General features: G+C 43.0%; 18 protein-coding genes. 17 read left to right on the plus strand and 1 reads right to left on the minus strand.

The features are described 5' to 3' along the window. The first annotated feature begins 181 nt into the window (after positions 1-181). The 17 genes from DBR11_RS04200 (at position 182) to DBR11_RS04280 (ending at position 17579) form a co-directional block, all read left to right on the plus strand. On the plus strand, positions 182-964 hold the full coding sequence (locus tag DBR11_RS04200; RefSeq protein WP_108550378.1) for a polysaccharide biosynthesis/export family protein: 783 nt from the start codon (positions 182-184) through the stop codon (positions 962-964). 18 nt (positions 965-982) lie between these two features. Next, positions 983-3337 (plus strand): tyrosine-protein kinase, encoded by a 2355-nt coding sequence (locus DBR11_RS04205; protein ID WP_108550362.1) that lies wholly within the window; start codon positions 983-985, stop codon positions 3335-3337. Continuing rightward, positions 3338-4651 (plus strand): polysaccharide biosynthesis protein, encoded by a 1314-nt coding sequence (locus DBR11_RS04210; RefSeq protein ID WP_108550363.1) that lies wholly within the window; start codon positions 3338-3340, stop codon positions 4649-4651. Next, entirely contained in the window at positions 4632-5192 is a 561-nt protein-coding gene (locus DBR11_RS04215; RefSeq protein ID WP_108550364.1) for a DapH/DapD/GlmU-related protein, read from the plus strand. Before DBR11_RS04210 ends, DBR11_RS04215 begins: the two co-directional genes overlap by 20 nt. Before the next feature lie 9 nt (positions 5193-5201). Next, entirely contained in the window at positions 5202-5786 is a 585-nt protein-coding gene (locus tag DBR11_RS04220; protein WP_199233755.1) for a DapH/DapD/GlmU-related protein, read from the plus strand. Next, positions 5783-6922 carry a hypothetical protein gene (locus DBR11_RS04225; RefSeq protein ID WP_108550365.1) on the plus strand — a complete coding sequence of 380 codons (1140 nt, stop codon included), beginning with the start codon at positions 5783-5785 and terminating at the stop codon, positions 6920-6922. Before DBR11_RS04220 ends, DBR11_RS04225 begins: the two co-directional genes overlap by 4 nt. Then, entirely contained in the window at positions 6915-7508 is a 594-nt protein-coding gene (locus DBR11_RS04230) for an acyltransferase (protein ID WP_108550366.1), read from the plus strand. Before DBR11_RS04225 ends, DBR11_RS04230 begins: the two co-directional genes overlap by 8 nt. 5 nt (positions 7509-7513) lie before the next feature. Further along, positions 7514-8749 (plus strand): glycosyltransferase family 4 protein, encoded by a 1236-nt coding sequence (locus DBR11_RS04235; RefSeq protein ID WP_108550367.1) that lies wholly within the window; start codon positions 7514-7516, stop codon positions 8747-8749. Then, positions 8739-10049: a hypothetical protein gene (locus tag DBR11_RS04240; protein ID WP_108550368.1), complete on the plus strand. Its 1311-nt coding sequence runs from the start codon at positions 8739-8741 to the stop codon at positions 10047-10049. The genes DBR11_RS04235 and DBR11_RS04240 overlap by 11 nt, the downstream gene beginning before the upstream one ends. Then, on the plus strand, positions 10046-11005 hold the full coding sequence (locus tag DBR11_RS04245) for a GDP-mannose 4,6-dehydratase (protein WP_108550369.1): 960 nt from the start codon (positions 10046-10048) through the stop codon (positions 11003-11005). Before DBR11_RS04240 ends, DBR11_RS04245 begins: the two co-directional genes overlap by 4 nt. Beyond that, entirely contained in the window at positions 10992-11996 is a 1005-nt protein-coding gene (locus DBR11_RS04250) for a glycosyltransferase family 1 protein (protein ID WP_108550370.1), read from the plus strand. The genes DBR11_RS04245 and DBR11_RS04250 overlap by 14 nt, the downstream gene beginning before the upstream one ends. Before the next feature lie 23 nt (positions 11997-12019). Next, positions 12020-13198, plus strand: a complete 1179-nt coding sequence (locus DBR11_RS04255; RefSeq protein WP_108550371.1) for a glycosyltransferase — start codon at positions 12020-12022, stop codon at positions 13196-13198. Further along, the gene (locus tag DBR11_RS04260; RefSeq protein WP_108550372.1) at positions 13185-13754 is read left to right on the plus strand and encodes a WcaF family extracellular polysaccharide biosynthesis acetyltransferase; all 570 of its coding nucleotides are present in this window, start codon (positions 13185-13187) and stop codon (positions 13752-13754) included. The genes DBR11_RS04255 and DBR11_RS04260 overlap by 14 nt, the downstream gene beginning before the upstream one ends. Further along, positions 13744-14961, plus strand: a complete 1218-nt coding sequence (locus tag DBR11_RS04265; protein WP_158275204.1) for a WcaI family glycosyltransferase — start codon at positions 13744-13746, stop codon at positions 14959-14961. Before DBR11_RS04260 ends, DBR11_RS04265 begins: the two co-directional genes overlap by 11 nt. A gap of 127 nt (positions 14962-15088) precedes the next feature. Beyond that, the gene (locus DBR11_RS04270) at positions 15089-16483 is read left to right on the plus strand and encodes an exopolysaccharide biosynthesis polyprenyl glycosylphosphotransferase (protein ID WP_108550374.1); all 1395 of its coding nucleotides are present in this window, start codon (positions 15089-15091) and stop codon (positions 16481-16483) included. A 36-nt stretch (positions 16484-16519) separates the two neighbouring features. Continuing rightward, positions 16520-17206 (plus strand): hypothetical protein, encoded by a 687-nt coding sequence (locus DBR11_RS04275; RefSeq protein WP_108550375.1) that lies wholly within the window; start codon positions 16520-16522, stop codon positions 17204-17206. Positions 17207-17234: 28 nt separating this feature from the next. Beyond that, positions 17235-17579, plus strand: a complete 345-nt coding sequence (locus tag DBR11_RS04280; RefSeq protein WP_108550376.1) for a helix-turn-helix domain-containing protein — start codon at positions 17235-17237, stop codon at positions 17577-17579. A 3-nt stretch (positions 17580-17582) separates the two neighbouring features. Here DBR11_RS04280 and DBR11_RS04285 read toward each other — a convergent pair. Further along, the coding region (locus tag DBR11_RS04285) for a DKNYY domain-containing protein (RefSeq protein ID WP_146186456.1) at positions 17583-18402 on the minus strand (820 nt) is incomplete at its 5' end.

Consider the following 18402-nt stretch of genomic DNA (forward strand, 5'->3'; position numbering starts at 1 on the left):
CTGCAGGGCTTTTTTTTATTCACTTTGTTCATTATCAGTGTATAGCGACCCAAATCGAACAAATAAATGTTGTTGAAATTATATTTACTTAATTCTTTGTCACGACGGATATTTCTAATTTATCAAAGAAGTTGAAGAATAGTAACAGAGGGTGTAAATGAATTTAATCTTAACATCTTATATGATTAGACATCTGCCTAACATCTGTGCTTTTGGAGGAATTCTGGTGTTCATCGCACTGTGTTTTTCTTGTGGAAGTACCAAAAAGACGATTTACTTCTCCGATCTGGATTCTTCCAGGGTTAAACAAATTCCAGCAGCCGAATTTCACGAACCGCTCATCCAGACCGATGACATTCTCAGTATTACGGTACAGACCGTAGACCCAACAGCCGCTTTACCCGTTAATCAACCCAGCAATCCCCCGGCAGCAATCGCATCCTCAGCTCCAGGTACCGTGAGCGGGTTTTTGGTAGATAAAGATGGCTATGTAGAGTTGCCTATGCTGGGCATGATTAAAGTGGCTGGTCTAACCACGGTAGAAGCAAAAAAAGCGGTTAGGGCCATTGCGCTCAAGTATTATAAAAACCCCACCATACAGCTGCGCTTTGCTAATTTCAAAATTACGGTGTTGGGGGAGGTCGCTAAGCCCGCGACCTATATTGTACCAAATGAAAAGGTCAGCATATTAGATGCTATTTCCCTTGCCGGAGACCTGACCATTTACGGGAAGAGACAAAACATTATGTTGATCCGTGACTATGGAACCTGGAAAGACGTGATTCGGCTAGACCTGGGCTCTTCCAGCCTGATGGCCTCGCCTTACTTTTACCTGAAACAAAATGATGTGGTTTATGTGGAGCCAAACAAAGCTAAGGTGGCCGTGAACAATGCGCCTAAAAACCAGTTCATCACCATCATACTGGCTGTTGCCACCCTCATCGTTACCGCAGTAAGATTATAATTTCTATAGCAGAGCTACATGACCAATCCTAAACAACCGCAAGGAGATTTTTTCAGAGAAAAAAATCAGTTCAACTTTAAACAACTGTTGGCCAGGTTTCTCCAAAACTGGTACTGGTTTGTGATTTCCCTGGGCATATGTCTTTTTCTCGCCTTTCTCTATTTAAGGTATACAGCACCTGTTTATAAAACAACATCTAAAATTCTAATCACCGAAGATAAAGCGCCTAATCCAGGCGATGATGCGATTTCCAAAGCATTCGGTGCACAATTTGGAATGGGTAACAGTGCCGATGCAGAGGCCGAGGTATTAAAAACCAGGCACCTGATGGAGAAGGTTGTCCGTGATCTGAAAGCCTACATCACCTATTATCATAAAGGTAAGATCAGAAAAGTAGAATTGTATAAAACTTCTCCATTCATTTTAAGGCTGTTCAATTCTCCGGACAGCATTTTTCCGCAGGTGCTGGAAGTTAAGATGGAAGGAAATAAAATCAGTCTTAGCGGTGAAGATTTTAGCCGGCAGGTGAGTTTTTACCAACAGTTCCAGATTCCGGGCCTCGGTAAAGCGCAAATAGAAAAAGGACCTGAAGAAGCCGTTCCGGGTCAGGAGTACACCATACAAGTGGACAGGGTAGGACAAACTGCAATGGCTTTTATGAAAAGCCTGGATGTTAGTACCCCAATTGTAATGGTTAAGATCCTGGCACTCGATTTTACCGATCAGACGCCGAGAAAAGCAGAAGATGTATTGAATAAACTTATTGAGGCCTATATTCAGAGCACCTTGGAAGATAAGAACCGGGTAGCCGACAGCACCATTGCTTTCATTGAAAACCGCTTGCTTTATGTAAGTAAAGAACTTGGAAATATAGAAGGAACAGTTCAAAACTTTAAGCAAAAGAACAAGCTTGCCGATATTTCGGCACAATCTACACAACTTATTACCTCTACTAAAGAATCTGTAGAAGACCTGGCCAAGGTAGAAACACAGATTAGTATTCTTAATTCTATTGAAAAATACCTCAGCACAGCGGGAACATCAGAACGTATCGTGCCTAGCGGTGCCTTGCTGGAAGATCCTACGTTTGGTGCCTTGGTCGAAAGATTTAACAGCATTGTGATGGAAAAGGAAAAGAGGAGCATCAGCCAAACAGAAGATAATCCCTATATGCAAAACTTGAATGCCCAGATTGCGGGGGCCAGGGCAGATATGCTATCGAGTTTGAGAAGCTTAAGGAAAACCTTGCTTATTTCCAGAGGCAAATTGCAATCCCATTCCAGTATGATTGCCGGACAGGTAAAAAATGTACCAGCAGTAGAAAGAACCTATCTCGATTTGACCCGGCAGCAACAAATTAAACAGGAATTGTATGTTTTTTTACTTAAAAAACGGGAGGAAACAGCCATTTCCAAAACCTCCAATATTTCCAATTGCAGAATCATAGAGCCCCCGGTTTCCTTTGGCCCGATCAGTCCAATTAGAGTGAATGTAATGGGCTACAGTTTCTTGCTGGGGCTTTTTATACCATTGGGTGTAATTTTACTGACCGATAAACTCAATACCCGGATTAGCTCCAAAGATCAGATTTCCAGCTTTACAGAAGTACCTATTATTGGTGAAATTGGTCATAATGACCGGAGCAATCAAACCATTGTGGTCGATCAGGAATCCAGGAGCCCCATTTCAGAGCAGTTTCGTACCCTGCGAACCAATTTATCCTTTTTTCTAAAGAGTGAGGAGAAAACCATTCTCCTTACTTCCAGCATGTCTGGCGAAGGAAAATCTTTTATCTCTTTGAACCTGGCCACTGTACTTGCCATATCTGGTAAAAAAGTGGTGGTGATCGAAATGGACCTTCGAAAGCCCAACTTGTCTAATAAACTGAACCTTAACCGTGATTTTGGCTTTACCAATTACATCGTAAACAAAGACCTGGGGCCGGAAAAGATCATTATGCCAGCGGGTACTCATCCCAATTTATTCATCATCAGTTCCGGGCAAATTCCGCCCAATCCGGCAGAGATGATTATGAACGAGCGTACAGAAATCTTGCTTAGGGAATTAAAGGAGCAATTTGACTATATTATTCTAGATGCGCCACCAGTTGGTCTGGTTACCGATGCCCAGCTGCTCAGCAAATATGCAGACCTCAATTTGTATGTGGTTAGACAAGCCTGTACTTATAAAGATCAGCTCAATATTCCTCAGGAAATTTATACCAGCCATAAAATGAAAAACATTGCCATTCTGGTCAATGACATTAAATATACCCGGGCCTACGGGTATGGGTATGGTTATGGCTATGGATACGGTTATGAAGAAAAAAATACCGTTCGTGGTTCGTTTTTAAAATGGTTTAAAAGAGGCTAAATGAAAACAATGAGCGGCAAAATTCCTACAAACGCTTACTACTCCAGATTGCTGGAATGGGGCAGGCTGATCTCGGTCACTGGTTTAGCACAATTACTGGTGCAAGCTTTAGGACTGATCAGCGGCATTTTAATTATCCGTCTGCTTCCCACCAAAGAATATGCCTTATACACCCTGGCCAATACCATGCTGGCTACAGTAACCGTTTTAGCTGACAGCGGAATAGGAGCAGGTACACTTGCCGCAGGCGGAAAAGTCTGGCAAGATTCGCAAAAGCTTGGGCAGGTGATCATCACCGGCATTCACTTGCGTAGAAAATTCGCCCTGTTGACGCTCCTGATCAGTACCCCAATATTGATTTATCTTTTGCTGCGCCACGGAGCCTCCTGGCTAATGGCGCTAGGAATAGCAGCCTCCATGATTCCCGCTTTTTACGCTGCCTTATCCGACACCTTGTTTGAAGTACCATTAAAACTACATCAGGACATCACTGCCTTGCAAAAGAACCAGGTTTTTGCCAACTGTACCCGTTTTATTCTCCTGCTCACCGCATTATTGTTCTTCCCTTTTACATTTGTGGCCATGCTGGCCGGTGGGGTAACCCGGTTATGGGCCAATATCAAATTAAAAAAGCTGGCCCTAAAGTTTACTGATCTAAACCAGGAAGAAGATCAGCAGGTACGTAAGGATATTCAGCAAATGCTCAAGAGAACCATTCCCAGTACCATCTATTATTGTGCTTCCAGCCAAATTACGATATGGCTCATTTCTATATTTGGTAATACCGAATCTATTGCACAAGTTGGCGCTCTGGAGCGGATAGCCGGGGTACTCAGTATTGTAGCGGTCATGTTTTCCACCCTGGTGATACCTCGTTTTGCTCGCTTGCCAGAACAATCTGGCGTGCTGATCATCAGGTTTTTCCAAATCTTTTTACTCTTGCTGCTCATTAGTACAGTGGCCTGCAGCGTTGTTTATTTTCTTCCTGAACCTGTACTGTATATTCTCGGAAAAAAATATCAGCATTTAGAAATGCCCTTATTATTAGTAACCGTCTGCGGATGCATTGTTTTAATATCAGGTATCGTGAATTACCTTTCCGTGGCAAGGGGCTGGGCCATTTCACCTGTACTGCACATCTCGGTCAGTATCCTTACCCAAATATTGCTCATTTACTTTATGGACCTGAGCCGGTTAACTCATGTATTGGTTCTTTCTATCATCAGTGCGTTGGTTGGTCTGGTCTTATACTGCGGTTATTTTCTTTATCGAAGTTTTCAACTTAAATCAGCATATGGAGCGGTGGAAAGGTAAACTAGGGCTGAAGGGGCTGCTTTCAGAATGGAGGCTATACCTCTGTAATGAATGGGTTGCTGGTTTTCCCTCTCAGCGGATCAGGAATTTTTATTATCGCAAAATTATGCACCTGGACCTTGGGACTGGTTGCTCTGTCTTCATGCATTGCAGTTTTGATTGTGCCAGGAACCTAAGCATCGGTGCCAACTCGGTGATCAACCAGAAATGCCGGCTCGACAATCGTGGAAGAATCAGTATCGGCGAAAACGTATCTATCTCTCAGGAAGTACTCATTCTTACTGCTGATCATGATACAGAAGCGGCTGATTTTAAAGGAAGGGAAAAACCTGTTCGCATCGAGGATTTCGTGTGGATCGGGACCCGGGCCATCATACTGCCAGGTGTTACTATAGGTTATGGGGCGCTAATAGCAGCAGGTGCTGTAGTTAACAAAGATGTTGCACCCTATTCAATTGTGGGTGGTGTACCTGCAAAATTACTGAAAACACGTCGGAAGGATCTGAATTACCAGACAAAATATAAAAGACTGTTTCAATAGATAAAGCATATGGAAGGAAACAAGAGAATTCATCAAGCCTTTTTTATTTTGAAGTTCAAACTGATTGCAGTTTTTTGCGCCTCTATCAGAAAATTCTGGTATCAGCTGCAAGGTATGCAGATTGGTTCAAAAACGCTTTTGCCCTCCATAAAAGTAAACTGGCCACATCAGCTCGCATTGGGCAAAAATTGTAAACTGGAAACAGGGATTCATTTTAAATATGATGCTGCTTGGAAACCAGGTCCTTCTGTATTTATCGGTAACCACGTATTTATTGGATCTGATTGTGAATTCAATATTACCAGCCGCATCAGTATTGGAGATCACTCTTTAATTGCTTCCGGATGCCGGTTTATAGATCATAACCACGGAATCGAACCTGGGCTGTTTATGCACGAACAGGATTGTCCGGCGGCACCGATCTCTATCGGAGAAGACGTCTGGCTGGGTTGTAATGTCGTGGTTTTAAAAGGAGTTCGCATTGGGAATGGTGCAGTGATTGGTGCAGGTGCTGTGGTTACCAAGACGGTATTGCCGCTGGAAATATGGGCGGGTGTTCCGGCACATAAAATTGGAGAGAGGAGGAGAACATGAAGATAATTTTTGTTTGTGGTAGCCTGGAGCCCGGGAAAGACGGAGTTGGTGATTACGTGAGAAAGTTGAGTAAAGAACTGATCAAAAGTGGTCACCAAATTGGGGTCCTGGCACTATATGATCCTTTTATAGCCTATACGCTTCTATCTCCAACACCTCCAGACAAAGGTGAGCCTCTTGAACTGAGGCTTCCGGTTAATTTATCTGCAAAGGAAAAGCTAGCCAAGGCGAGTTCCTTTATTTATTCCATAGATCCGGATTTTATGAGTCTTCAGTTTGTTGCTTTTTCATTTCATCCCAAAGGTTTGCCTTATCAGTTGTCTGGAATACTGAAACGTCTTGGAAAAGACCAGAAATGGCACATCATGTTTCATGAACTCTGGATTGGAATGGACAGGCAAAGCCCTGCTAAGCACCAGTTCTGGGGCATGGCACAACGACGGTTGATCAAAGGGCTGATTAGAAAACTAAACCCGGTCATGGTACATACTCATTGCGCTCTTTATTTGTACGAATTGAAAAAACTCACAGATATAGCTCAGAAGCTTCCTTTGTTCTCTAATATTCCGGTTGCAGATCCTTATCACATCCGTCAAAAGATGAAGCAGGATTATACCCAACTACAGGATCTTAGTGTTGTTCTTTTTGGAGGTATACACTATGGAGCACCCATTAAAGCTTTTGCCGCGGAAGCCGCAGATTACGCAACGCAAATCCATAAAAAACTGAAGCTTGTTGTGGTAGGCAGAAATGGTTCCGAACAACAAAATGTAGTTAATGACTGGGAACAGGCCGGACTATCCGCAAGCATTTTGGGAGAACTGGGCGATACCCAGCTTTCTAAATTATTTACAGAGCATTGGTTCGGATTGTTTACCACACCTGTTCTGCTGGCCGAGAAGAGTGGAGCAGTTGCGGCAATGCGAACCCATGGAATCCATGTTATTTGTGTGGCCCGCAAATGGCAGCCATTTGAACCCCTGCCCCCAGAAAATCCACTTCATATACCTGTTTACGAAAAAGGTATGCTGGGACAGTTTTTTCAAACGCAACCCGATTTTTCTAATAACCCTACCGTCAGATCGGTTGCAGAACAATTTATTGCTAACCTCTCCAACGCAAAACCCTATGGCTAGCCTGAGCTATTTATGGAGCAATCGGGCCAGGTTCCCGCTCAGTTCTGCACTGTTTTACCGCGCCTGGGCAAAGCGGTTATTGCTGTTCCCTTCCGTAATTGGAAGAAACTGGAAACGATTTCTTCTGGGCATTAAAGGTGCGCAAATTCATCCCCTGGCAGAAATTGGCCTGGTCAGAATAGAAGGTCATAAACGTAACCTGAAGATAGGAAAACTCAGCTTTCTGGGGCGTGTTCATGTTGCCTTACACGATGAGGTCGAAATAGGCGAGCGGGTCTGCATTAATGACGGTGTAGAAATCCTGACCGCTTCCCACGATTTGAACGATCCGGAATGGAAACATGTAAAAGGTAAAATCAAGATAGAAGATTATGTGTGGATCGGTACAGGAGCTATGCTGCTGCCCGGGGTAACCATTGGAAAAGGAGCGGTTGTAGGGGCCAGGGCGGTAGTTACCAAAGATGTAGCCCCCTATCAAGTCGTAACCGGAATTCCGGCAAGTCCAATCCTCAAAAAAAGAATTGAAGAATTAAATTATAACCCCTGTGAATTCCTTGCGGAGAACAGGGCCTGGTTAATTGGTTGAAATTTATGAAGATCCTGATATCACATCCTACCGGCAACCAATTTGTGAGAGCAATGCTTCAGGCGCTCCAGGAAGATGGCTTTTTGGCGGGCTTTTATACTACATTTGCACTGTCCACAGCGGCTACATGGCCGGGCTGGTTGCCGGGGCCATGGCAAACAGAACTCTCCAGGCGCTCCTATAACCTGCAATCGGCAAGAATCCATACCCGCCCGGGCCTGGAACTTTTAAGAAATCTGCTACCAAAATTCGGTTTAAAACATTTTGTACGTCATGAAAAAGGCTTTGCTTGTCTGGATCGTGTCTATCAGGATCTGGATCAATCGCTTGCGGCGGCATTGCCTAAACTGGTCTCCAAGTCTAAAATAGATGCAGTTTACGCTTATGAAGATGCCGCACTTAAAACTTTCAAGGCAGCAAAAAAACTCGGGGTCAAATGTATCTATGACTTGCCTATAGCCTACTGGGAAACCGGAAGGAAATTAATGGAAGAAGAAGCCAGACGATTACCTGCCTGGGCAGCCACCTTGGGTGGAGGAATTTACGATTCTGAAACCAAATTACAACGGAAAAAGCAGGAACTTGAACTGGCCGACGTTGTTGTTGTACCAGGTGATTTCGTCTTGCATTCCCTGCCTGAATGGGCTGCAGGAAAGAAAGTTATCGTGTCGCCCTTTGGCTCGCCAAAACCGGTGCAACTTCTGCAGAACAAGTCTGTTGATCGGCCTTTAAGAATACTTTTTGCAGGATCTATGGGCCAGCGAAAGGGTCTTGCAGACCTTTTTGCCGCAGTCGAAATGCTAGGGCCTGGACAGGTTGAGCTTGTTATCATGGGCTCACTTCAAGCCCCATTAAGTTTTTACAAAACTGCTATGCCAGACTTTACTTATGAACGCAGCCGGCCACATGACCAGGTATTGAAGCTTATGCAAAGTTGTGATGTGTTTTGCCTCCCTTCTATAGTAGAAGGGAGGGCATTGGTGATGCAGGAAGCAATGAGCCAGGGGCTCCCATTGCTCATTACGCCTAACACCGGAGGATCAGATTTGGTGCTGGAAGGACAAACAGGGTTTTGTGTGCCTATCCGCAGTCCGGCAGCCCTTGCAGAGAAACTACAATGGTACATAGACCATAGAGAACACACCAGAGAAATGGGTAAACAGGCAGCAAATCATGCAGCACTGTACACCTGGGAAAAATATGCAGATCATATTATTAAACAATTGATCGATGAGGTATAACGAATCTTCACGCCTACATAAAGATCCAAACCTCTGGCTAAAACGGGGGATTTGGTTTTATCTGCTGCTGCTGATTTTTGAAGGGGCCTTGCGCAAATGGGTTTTGCCGGGGCTGGCAGCGCCCTTGCTGATCGTCCGGGATCCACTAGCCGTTCTGTTGCTTTGGATGGCCTGGAACAAAAACTTGATTCCTTCTTCTGTTTTGCTCAAAATCATGGTCATTATCGGCGCCGTGGCCATTTTAACCGCCCTGATTTTTGGACACGGCAATCTGGCTGTAGCCCTGTTTGGGGCAAGGATATTTCTGCTCCATTTTCCATTGGTCTTTGTGATTGGAAGGGTGCTGGACAAAGCTGATGTCATCCAGATTGGTAAATTTTTGCTTTGGGTGTCTATTCCCATGGCCTTGCTTGTTGCCCTGCAGTTCTATAGTCCACAATCTGCATTGGTGAACCGGGGTGTTGGTGGAGACAGTTCAGGGGCAGGGTTTAGTGGGGCTATGGGCTATTTAAGACCTCCGGGAACTTTTTCTTTCACTAATGGTATCAGTCTTTTTTATGGCCTTACCGCGAGTTTTATGCTCTATTTCTGGCTCCATCCACAAGGTGTCAATAAAATTGCCTTATGTGGTGGCACCCTTTCGCTTATTGCAGTAATTCCTTTGTCTATTAGCCGCACCCTGGTTTTTACCATCGCTATCATAGTCTTCTTTGCTTTGGTTACCGTACTCAGAAAGCCAGAGAATTTCCTTAAGGTGGTTCTTGCGGGGATTGGGATTTTTCTGATGCTCAGCATACTCAGTAATTTTGGTTTCTTTCAAACCGCCACGAAGGTACTCACACTACGGTTTACCAATGCCAGTACAACCGAAGGTGGACTCAAAGGAACATTCGGAAACCGCTATTTTGGCTGGATGGCTACGGCTATTGCTACCTCGCTCGATCAACCCTTCTTTGGGCATGGAATAGGACTGGGGACCAATGTGGGAAGTGCTCTGCTCACCGGGGACCGAAAGTTCCTGGTTTCTGAAGAGGAATGGAACAGACAGATCGGAGAACTCGGGGCATTGATGGGCATTGGCGTCATTGTGGTACGCCTGGCCTTAAGCTTTAAAATGAGTATTCATGCCATTAAGAAATTACAAAACGGGCAAATGCTTCCCTGGATGCTGCTCAGTTTTGGTTTAACCGTAATTCCTCAGGGACAATGGGCGCAACCCACTGCTTTGGGTTTTAGTGTACTTGCAGGAGGACTCATTATAGCCGCTATGAACCATCATACAGAAACAGATCATCTATGAAAACAGCAATTATTACCGGTATCACCGGACAGGACGGCGCTTATTTGGCGGCATTGTTGTGCCAGAAGGATTACAAGGTTGTTGGACTGATCAGAAGTTACCATACCATTAACCGCAAAGGCCTTAAATATCTCGGCATTCAGGACCAGGTAGAATTGGTGGAATGTGACCTGGCCGATCTTTCGCAGGTAATGGCCACGATTAAAGAATATAAGCCCGACGAGATCTATAACCTGGCCGCTCAAAGTTCCGTTTCCCTTTCTTTCAGGCAACCCATAGGAACCATTCAGTTTAATGTGGTCTCTGTGCTGAATATTCTTGAAGCACTCCGAATGTTAGATTCGCCGGCTAAATTTTACCAGGCTTCCAGTAGTGAGGTTTTCGGAGATTCAGAACTGCCCATCAGAGAAACGACTTATATTAATCCCATCAGTCCGTATAGCATTTCAAAAGCCTCAGCGCACTGGATCACTAAAAATTACAGGGAATCTTATGGTTTATTTGGTTGCAGTGGTTTTTTATTTAACCACGAATCTTACCTCAGGAGCGAAAATTTCTTTGTAAAGAAGGTGATTCTTCAAGCTATTAAGATTAAAAAAGGTCATGCTGAAACCCTGGAAGTAGGAAATATAGACATCAAAAGAGATTTTGGCTGGGCACCTAAATACGTAGAGGCCATGTACCTCATGTTACAGCAGGATACTCCGGAAGATTACCTCATCTGCTCTAACCGTTCTGTAACGCTCAGGTCGGTGATAGAATGCGTATTTAAGGAACTGGACGTTTCTATGGATCGCCTGGTGATTGATGAAAAACTATTCAGACCTACAGAAATTGAAGACATCTATGGCGATAACTCTAAATCAAAAAAACAGTTGGGATGGGAATATGACCTGTCCTTTTACGATGTGTTAAAAACCTTAATAGAGGAGGAACTGGCAAATGGAAAAGATTAGTGTCAATTATTTTCAAAGGCGTCCGCGTAAAGGATTTAGTTTTAGCGTGGAATACATTTTTGAAGACATCAGGAGTAGACTTGCAGACCGGATTAATGCAAAGGTTTACCTCTGCAAATGCTATAATGATGGCTATTATACCAAACTGGTCAATATCGTACAAGCTGCTTTCAGGCAGGGGAGAGATGTTAACCACATTACCGGCGAAGTCCATTTTCTGGATTTGCTGATGCGCAGGAAAAGAGTGGTACTCACCGTTCTGGATTGTGGTATGATGCCCCGCAAAACAGGCCTGGCCAGGAAAATCGTGAAGTGGCTGTACCTCAGTGCACCCGTTAAAAAAGCAGCCATAGTAACCGCAATTTCGGAAGTTACCAAACTGGAAATCATCACCTATACGGGTTGCCATCCAAACAAGATCAAAGTGATTCCGGTGGCAATTGACCCTTTGTATACACCATTTCCCAAGCGTTTTAACAAAGCAAAGCCTGTTATTCTCCACATTGGAACCGGGGCCAATAAAAATTTGTTACGGCTCATAGAAGCTTTGAAAGGCATTTCCTGCCACCTCACTATTGTGGGAAAACTGAATGAAGAGTACCTGGAGGCCTTGCGCAGCCACCAGACTGACTACAGCAATGAGTATAACATTTCTAACGAACGTTTGCTGGAAAAATATAGGGAATGCGACATCCTGGCCTTTGTATCTACGTTCGAAGGCTTTGGGATGCCCATTGTAGAGGCCAACGCCGTAGAACGGGTAGTGGTTACCAGTTCCATTTCTTCCATGCCAGAAGTAGCCGCTGAGGCAGCCTGTCTGGTGGATCCCTATCAGGTAGAATCCATAAGAGCAGGCATTCTTAAAGTGATAGAAGATGATTCTTACAGGGAACTGCTCCTGGAAAGGGGGAGAAAGAACAAAACCCGCTTTGACCCGGATGAAATTGCAAGTCAATACTATCAGTTATACCATACTATGAAAAATATATAAACCCATTTAAATCATCTAAACCTATGTTGATTTTACACGTTTTACCTACCCTGGATCCAAAAGCAGGTGGTTTGAGCCAAGCGGTCAGAAATATGATCCGTTATGCCTCCGGTCCAGACCTGCAGCATGAGGTCGTCTGTCTGGACCCTGCCGATGCCAGTTATTTGTTCGAGGATAGCTTTAAAATTCATGCTTTAGGAAAAGGGAAGACAGCCTGGAATTATCATGGAGAATTGCGCTCCTGGCTGAACAGAAATTTACAGCGTTACTGCAGCATCTTGGTCCATGGATTATGGCAGTACCAAAGTTATGCGGTATACAAAGCCTGGAAGAAGATTCAGGCAGCATCGATCCGCCTGTTTGTGATGCCGCATGGCATGCTGGACCCTTATTTTCAACATGCAAAAGGGCGAAGATTAAAAGCACTCAGAAATCTCTTGTTTTGGCAATTTACAGAAAAACAACTGGTCAATTCGGCGGATGGCCTATTGTTTACCTGTGAAACCGAAAAACAACTGGCCAGAGAAAACTTCCGGCCTTATCTCCCCAAAAAGGAGCATGTTGTTGGTTTAGGTATCCAGCAACCACCGCCTTTTACCATGGAAATGGGATTGCAGTTTTTTAAGATCTGTCCGGAACTTGCGGGAACTCCCTATCTCTTATTCTTAAGTAGGATTCACCCTAAGAAAGGCCTGGATTTGCTTATTATGGCTTATCAGAACCTGTGTTCATCCAGGCAGAATTTGCCTTTATTACTGATTGCAGGCCCCGGATTAGACACGCCTTATGGAAGAGAGATGCAACGTCTTGCAGAAAGAACAGCAACTATACTTTTTTCCGGAATGTTGGAAGGCCTGGCCAAATGGGGCGCTTTCTATAATTGCGAGGCCTTTGTTTTGCCCAGCCACCAGGAAAACTTCGGCATTGCCGTGGTAGAAGCACTGGCCTGCAGTAAACCTGTAGTCATTTCCAACCAGGTCAATATTTACCAGGAAATAGAAATGGAAGAAGCTGGTTTTGTTGGTGCAGATCACCTGGAGGGCCTGATCAAACAACTGGAACGCTGGCTGGAAACAGATGCGCAAGAGAGAGAGTCTATGGGCTTTAATGCGGGCCGTTGCTATGCTAAGCATTATGCTGAAAATAGTGCGGGGAATATATTGTGTCACATTTTAATCGGTTCTGCCCATGAAAAATCCTGAATCCAGGGTGAATCTGCATGATTTCGACCCGAAAATAGGTATGACAAGAGGTGCTTCCAAAACCAAGGAAATTTGCTGGTACCTGGTTAAGATGGTCTTTTTTTTAAGTGCATTTCCTTTTCCAAGTGCATTAAAAGCCAGGCTGCTTCGATTGTTTGGTGCTAAAGTAGACCGGTATCTGGTCATTAAACCCAGAGTAAATATTCATTTTCCATGGAAACTGAGTATTGGAGAGGCTGTTTGGCTGGGCGAGGAGGTGTGTATCTTGAATTTTGAACCCATCAATATCGGAAATAACGTTTGTATTTCCCAGCGAGCCTTTATTTGCGGAGGCAATCACAATTATAAGATCAGTACCATGGAGTATAAAAATGGCCCGGTAGTACTAAAAGATGGTTGCTGGATTGGTGCCGGTTGTTTTATCGGGCCAGGAATTACCATAGGCATAGACACGGTGGTTTGTGCCGGGGCAGTGGTGTCCCACAATCTGGATGATAATGGAATTTATAAAGGCAATCCTGCCGAATTTGTTAAAACTAGATGGAATGAAAAATAAAAGAATATTAGTTATCGGAATCAATTGTTTTCCTGAACTCACAGGAATCGGGAAATATACTGGAGAAATGTTAAACTGGCTGGGAAAGGAGGGATACCAGGTCACGATGATCACTTCATTCCCTTATTATCCGCAATGGCGGATCCAGGCCCCCTACAAAGGGAAATTTTATGCCAAAGAGAAAATGCTGGATGGAAAACTGACCCTGTACAGGTGCCCGATGTTGGTTCCTTCTAACCCCTCAGGCTTAAAACGAATGATCCACGAAGCGAGTTTTTTCCTATCTGCCTTTTTCGTTGTACTGACCTTGCTGTTTAGCAAAGGATATGAGGAAATCTTTTGCGTTGCACCGCCTTTTCATTTGGGTTTTCTGGCTTTGTTTTACCGCTTCTTTAAAGGCGGCCGGATTACTTACCATATACAGGATCTCCAGGTTGATGCTGCCAAAGAATTAAAGATGTTGAAGTCTGATCGCCTGTTTTCTGTACTCTTTGCCATGGAACGTTTTATTCTGAACCGTGTAAATACCATCAGTACGATCTCTGAAGGGATGAGAAAAAAAATACAGTTTAAAACCGAAAGATCGGTAAGGATCTTGCCCAACTGGGTAGATACAATTAAGTATTATCCTATTGCTGATCAGGGTCCTTTAAAAGCCAAATGGGGATTTTCTGGCGAAGATAAAGTGGTATTGTATTCCGGAAGTATTGGAGAAAAGCAGGGCTTAAGTCAATTGATACATCTCGCAGAGGAGTTAAAAGAGGAGGCCCATCTCAAATTTGTGATTTGCGGTACAGGTCCTTACAAAGAAAAGCTAGAACAAATGGCAATAGATAAGGGCTTGAAAAACGTTTGTTTTTTCCCTTTGCAGAAAACTGAAGTCTTTAACGATTTTCTCAATATGGCAGATGTGCACCTTATTTTACAAAAAGCAGATGCAGGAGACCTCATGTTGCCCTCTAAACTCACGACGATCCTTGCTGTTGGAGGTTTGGTACTGGTTACCGCGTTACCGGGCACCAGTTTATATGATGTTATTCATAACCATCAGGTGGGAATTGTCATTGAACCGGAAAGAGACGAACTCTTGCGTACCGAATTACTGGACTGCTTGAAAAATGATCATAGCCACGAAAAACTAAATGCCAGGAAGTATGCCGAATTGAAACTGGAGCAAAACAGGATTCTGGAAAGTTGGTTTAAATAAACCATTCATTTCATTCATTATGTTTTGCAACTGTTTGATGGATTGGTTTTTGAAATATAGGTAGGTAAGATTTGCAACCTTGTTGAAGATTCCGAAATAAGTTAACGAAATACTAAAATAAAAGCTCATGCAAACCCGGTACGTCTATTTGTTGAAGTATATTTTATTGATCACAGACTTGTTGCTGTTGAATACTTTATACTATGGAGCCTTTCACATTACTTTATTTCTGGGAAAATCTATTTCACAGGAAATTAACATCCACTATATCGTGGTATGTAACCTGATCTGGCTTTTCAACACGGCAGTTTTCGGGCTTTATACTTTCCACGGCTCGGGTACACTCGAAAAAATTTATAGAGGTACCTGGAAGAGTGTAGCTTTACATATCGTTTTGTTTGCCGGCTATTTACTGTTGGCCAAGAACGTAGGTTTTTCCAAGACTTTCCTGGTGGTATTCTATAGCATGCTCACCCTGGTCTTCATATTAAACCGCTTTATCGTAACAGTGATACAGTACAAATTTTTGAATAAATTGAATTGGGCTAAAAAAGTGGCTGTAATGGGTTCTAATCCTACTGCAAAAAGGATTTCAGCCTATTTTGAAAAACAGAAAGACGTACAATTTTATGGTTGCGTCTGCGAGGATGAACATTTATATGCCTTAAGGAGAACCGGAGTTTCTAAGACTACTTCCCTAAAACTTGCGGAAGCTGCAGGGCAAGGTGTTGTAGATGTCTATGTAGCGGTAAGGATGGACCGGACCAAAATCATCCGACCTTTGATCCTGGAAGCAGAAAAGCTTTGTCTGCGTTTAAAATTTATCCCCGATTTTGGAATTTCCGTGAGCGGCTACCCCTATACATTATCACATCTGGATGGTGAATTTCCTATACTTACCGTTCGTAATGAGCCACTGGATGAAGTGAGTAATCGGTTTAAAAAAAGATTATTTGATGTGGTATTTAGCACCCTGGTCATTGTATTTGTGCTGAGCTGGCTGTATCCTGTACTGGCCCTGTTGATCAAACTGGAAAGCAAAGGGCCTGTATTGTTTAAACAATTGCGGACCGGACGGAATGACGAAGCTTTTTGGTGTTTTAAATTCAGAAGCATGTATGTGAACGAGGCCTCAGACATACAACAAGCTCAGAAAAACGACAACCGGATTACGGCTTTAGGAAAGTTTTTGCGCAGAACAAGCCTGGATGAGATGCCCCAATTTTTTAACGTATTCATGGGAACAATGAGCATAGTAGGGCCAAGGCCCCATATGTTAAAGCATACAAAGGACTACAGGGCCATCATTAATCAGTATATGGTTCGTCAGCTTCTGAAACCCGGTATCACCGGACTCGCCCAGGTCAACGGCTTCCGTGGAGAAACCAAAACCAAAGAAGCCATGGAAGACCGCGTTAAATTTGACATCCATTATCTGGAAAACTGGAGTTCTATGATGGACGTCAAAATTATTTTCATGACCGTTATCAATTTAGTCAGTAACGAACATAGCGGCGATTAAAAAACATTTTGAACTTATATTTAGATGATTCGGAATATGAAATTTTATTGGTTAATCACACTTTGCTTAGCATCTTTCTGTTTTTGTGGCTGTAAAAAAAATGAGATTACAAGGGCGGGAACAGTTTCGTATAATATCGTAAATGTTATTGTTGGTGGAAATGCAGTCGTGCTCAACCAAAGTCCACTGGATAGTGTGGTAAACAAGGGTTCTAAGATTTTAACCGGCCCGGGAGGAGATCATTTATATGTTTCTGCCTATGCATATAAAAATTCAGCCCTGAATTACTTTGGTGTTGATGTTAATGGGGCAGACGGAGACTTATTTACTTTATTATTGTCTGGTTCTGCACCTAATTCTGTTAATGCTTTCTTCTACAAAGAGATCAATATTCCATCTTACAGTAGCAGTTCTATTTCAGTAAGGTTTATCAATCTGTTACAGCAAGGGCCCGCAATTTCGGTGAATATAATGGGCAGTACTCCGGGTTCGGAAATCGCCGGTTTGGCTTATCAGGGAATTGGACAATTTAAAACCCATCTTCTGGTAAATACTCCTGCGCCTTGCGTGTTTGAAATCAAGGACGCCACTAATGGAGTACTGTTGTCAACCTATACATTGATCCCAGTATCAGGAGTGTCCACGTATACATTGGTTTGGAATGGTTTAATAGGAGGAACCGGAAATCAGGCCCCTGGAATTCTGCAGGTCTCTGGAAGATGAGGTATATTATATTGTGGTAAATATTAATATGGAATCAATTGGAAAAAATATCAAGCACTTACGTCGAAAAGTAGGTTGGAGCCAGAAATATATAGCAGATAAACTTAAAATTTCAAGTCCTGGATTTTCTAAAATTGAGTCTGGCATTACTGATGTCAATATATCAAGACTTATGCAGTTGGCTAATCTTTTTGAAGTTTCATTTATGGATCTTCTTTATGGCGAACCCAAAGGGGGGCGTTCAAAAGAGGAGGTAATGGTTGCTGAATTGAAAGATAAGCTGAATAAAAAGGACGATGAAATTGTAGGAATTCAGGCCAAAATCATCCAGCTTTATGAAATCTTGCATTCAGACCCGTCAAAAACAAAATGATAATTATAGTTTCTTACCCGTCATATAGTAAAACCTGTTACCAAGTTTATCCTTATATACGGTGTCTAATTCTGTAAAGCTCTGAACATCAACTCCTTCTATTGGATTGTTTTTGTAGAAAGCATTTTTGGCATCTTTTCCAAAGCCATATTTAAGTGGGGTGTATGTTTTTACATCGGCTCGGGAAACTATTTCACCTTCATAGTAAACATTGTTGTTATCTCTTGAATATCGGTCGTCTAGGAAATCGGATTGTTGCCCCTGTTTTTTAACGGGCTTAAATAGCTGAAAAGAATTTATATCGACGCGGTCGTACTGGAATTTTTTACCGTATGAAATGATGGTCTGGTTATTTACACAAATCACATTTTGACTTATACTGCGAACCTGGCGAACGGTGTCAAAAGAACTGGTTCTGAGTTTCGGGTCGGGATGAACGTAAACGAAGTATATGTTTTTTCCGATTTTCATATATTGATCATTTATGGATTTAGAACCGCCAGGATTTCGCATAACGGATTGAAAGTTTCCAAAGCTCGGGCTAATGTAAATGGAATCTTTATCTTCCGAAAAGACGGTGTTGATGAAGGCAAATGTTTTACGATCGACGTTCATCATTTTCCAATTAAGGAAATAGTGATTTTTGTCTCGTGCCCACTGTACGTTGCCTTTTAAATTTTCAAAAGTTTTAGCATCTGCATTTTTTATGATGACCAAACCTAATGCCTCATCGATATAGTAGGCGTGTAGTTGATCTTTTGGTATTTCATTTTCTATATAAAAAGAGGTACGTTGCACGTGTCGTTGTGGTTGACCTCTATGA

It is taken from the genome of Pedobacter sp. HMWF019, assembly GCF_003061025.1.
In the GTDB taxonomy this organism is placed as follows: domain Bacteria; phylum Bacteroidota; class Bacteroidia; order Sphingobacteriales; family Sphingobacteriaceae; genus Pedobacter.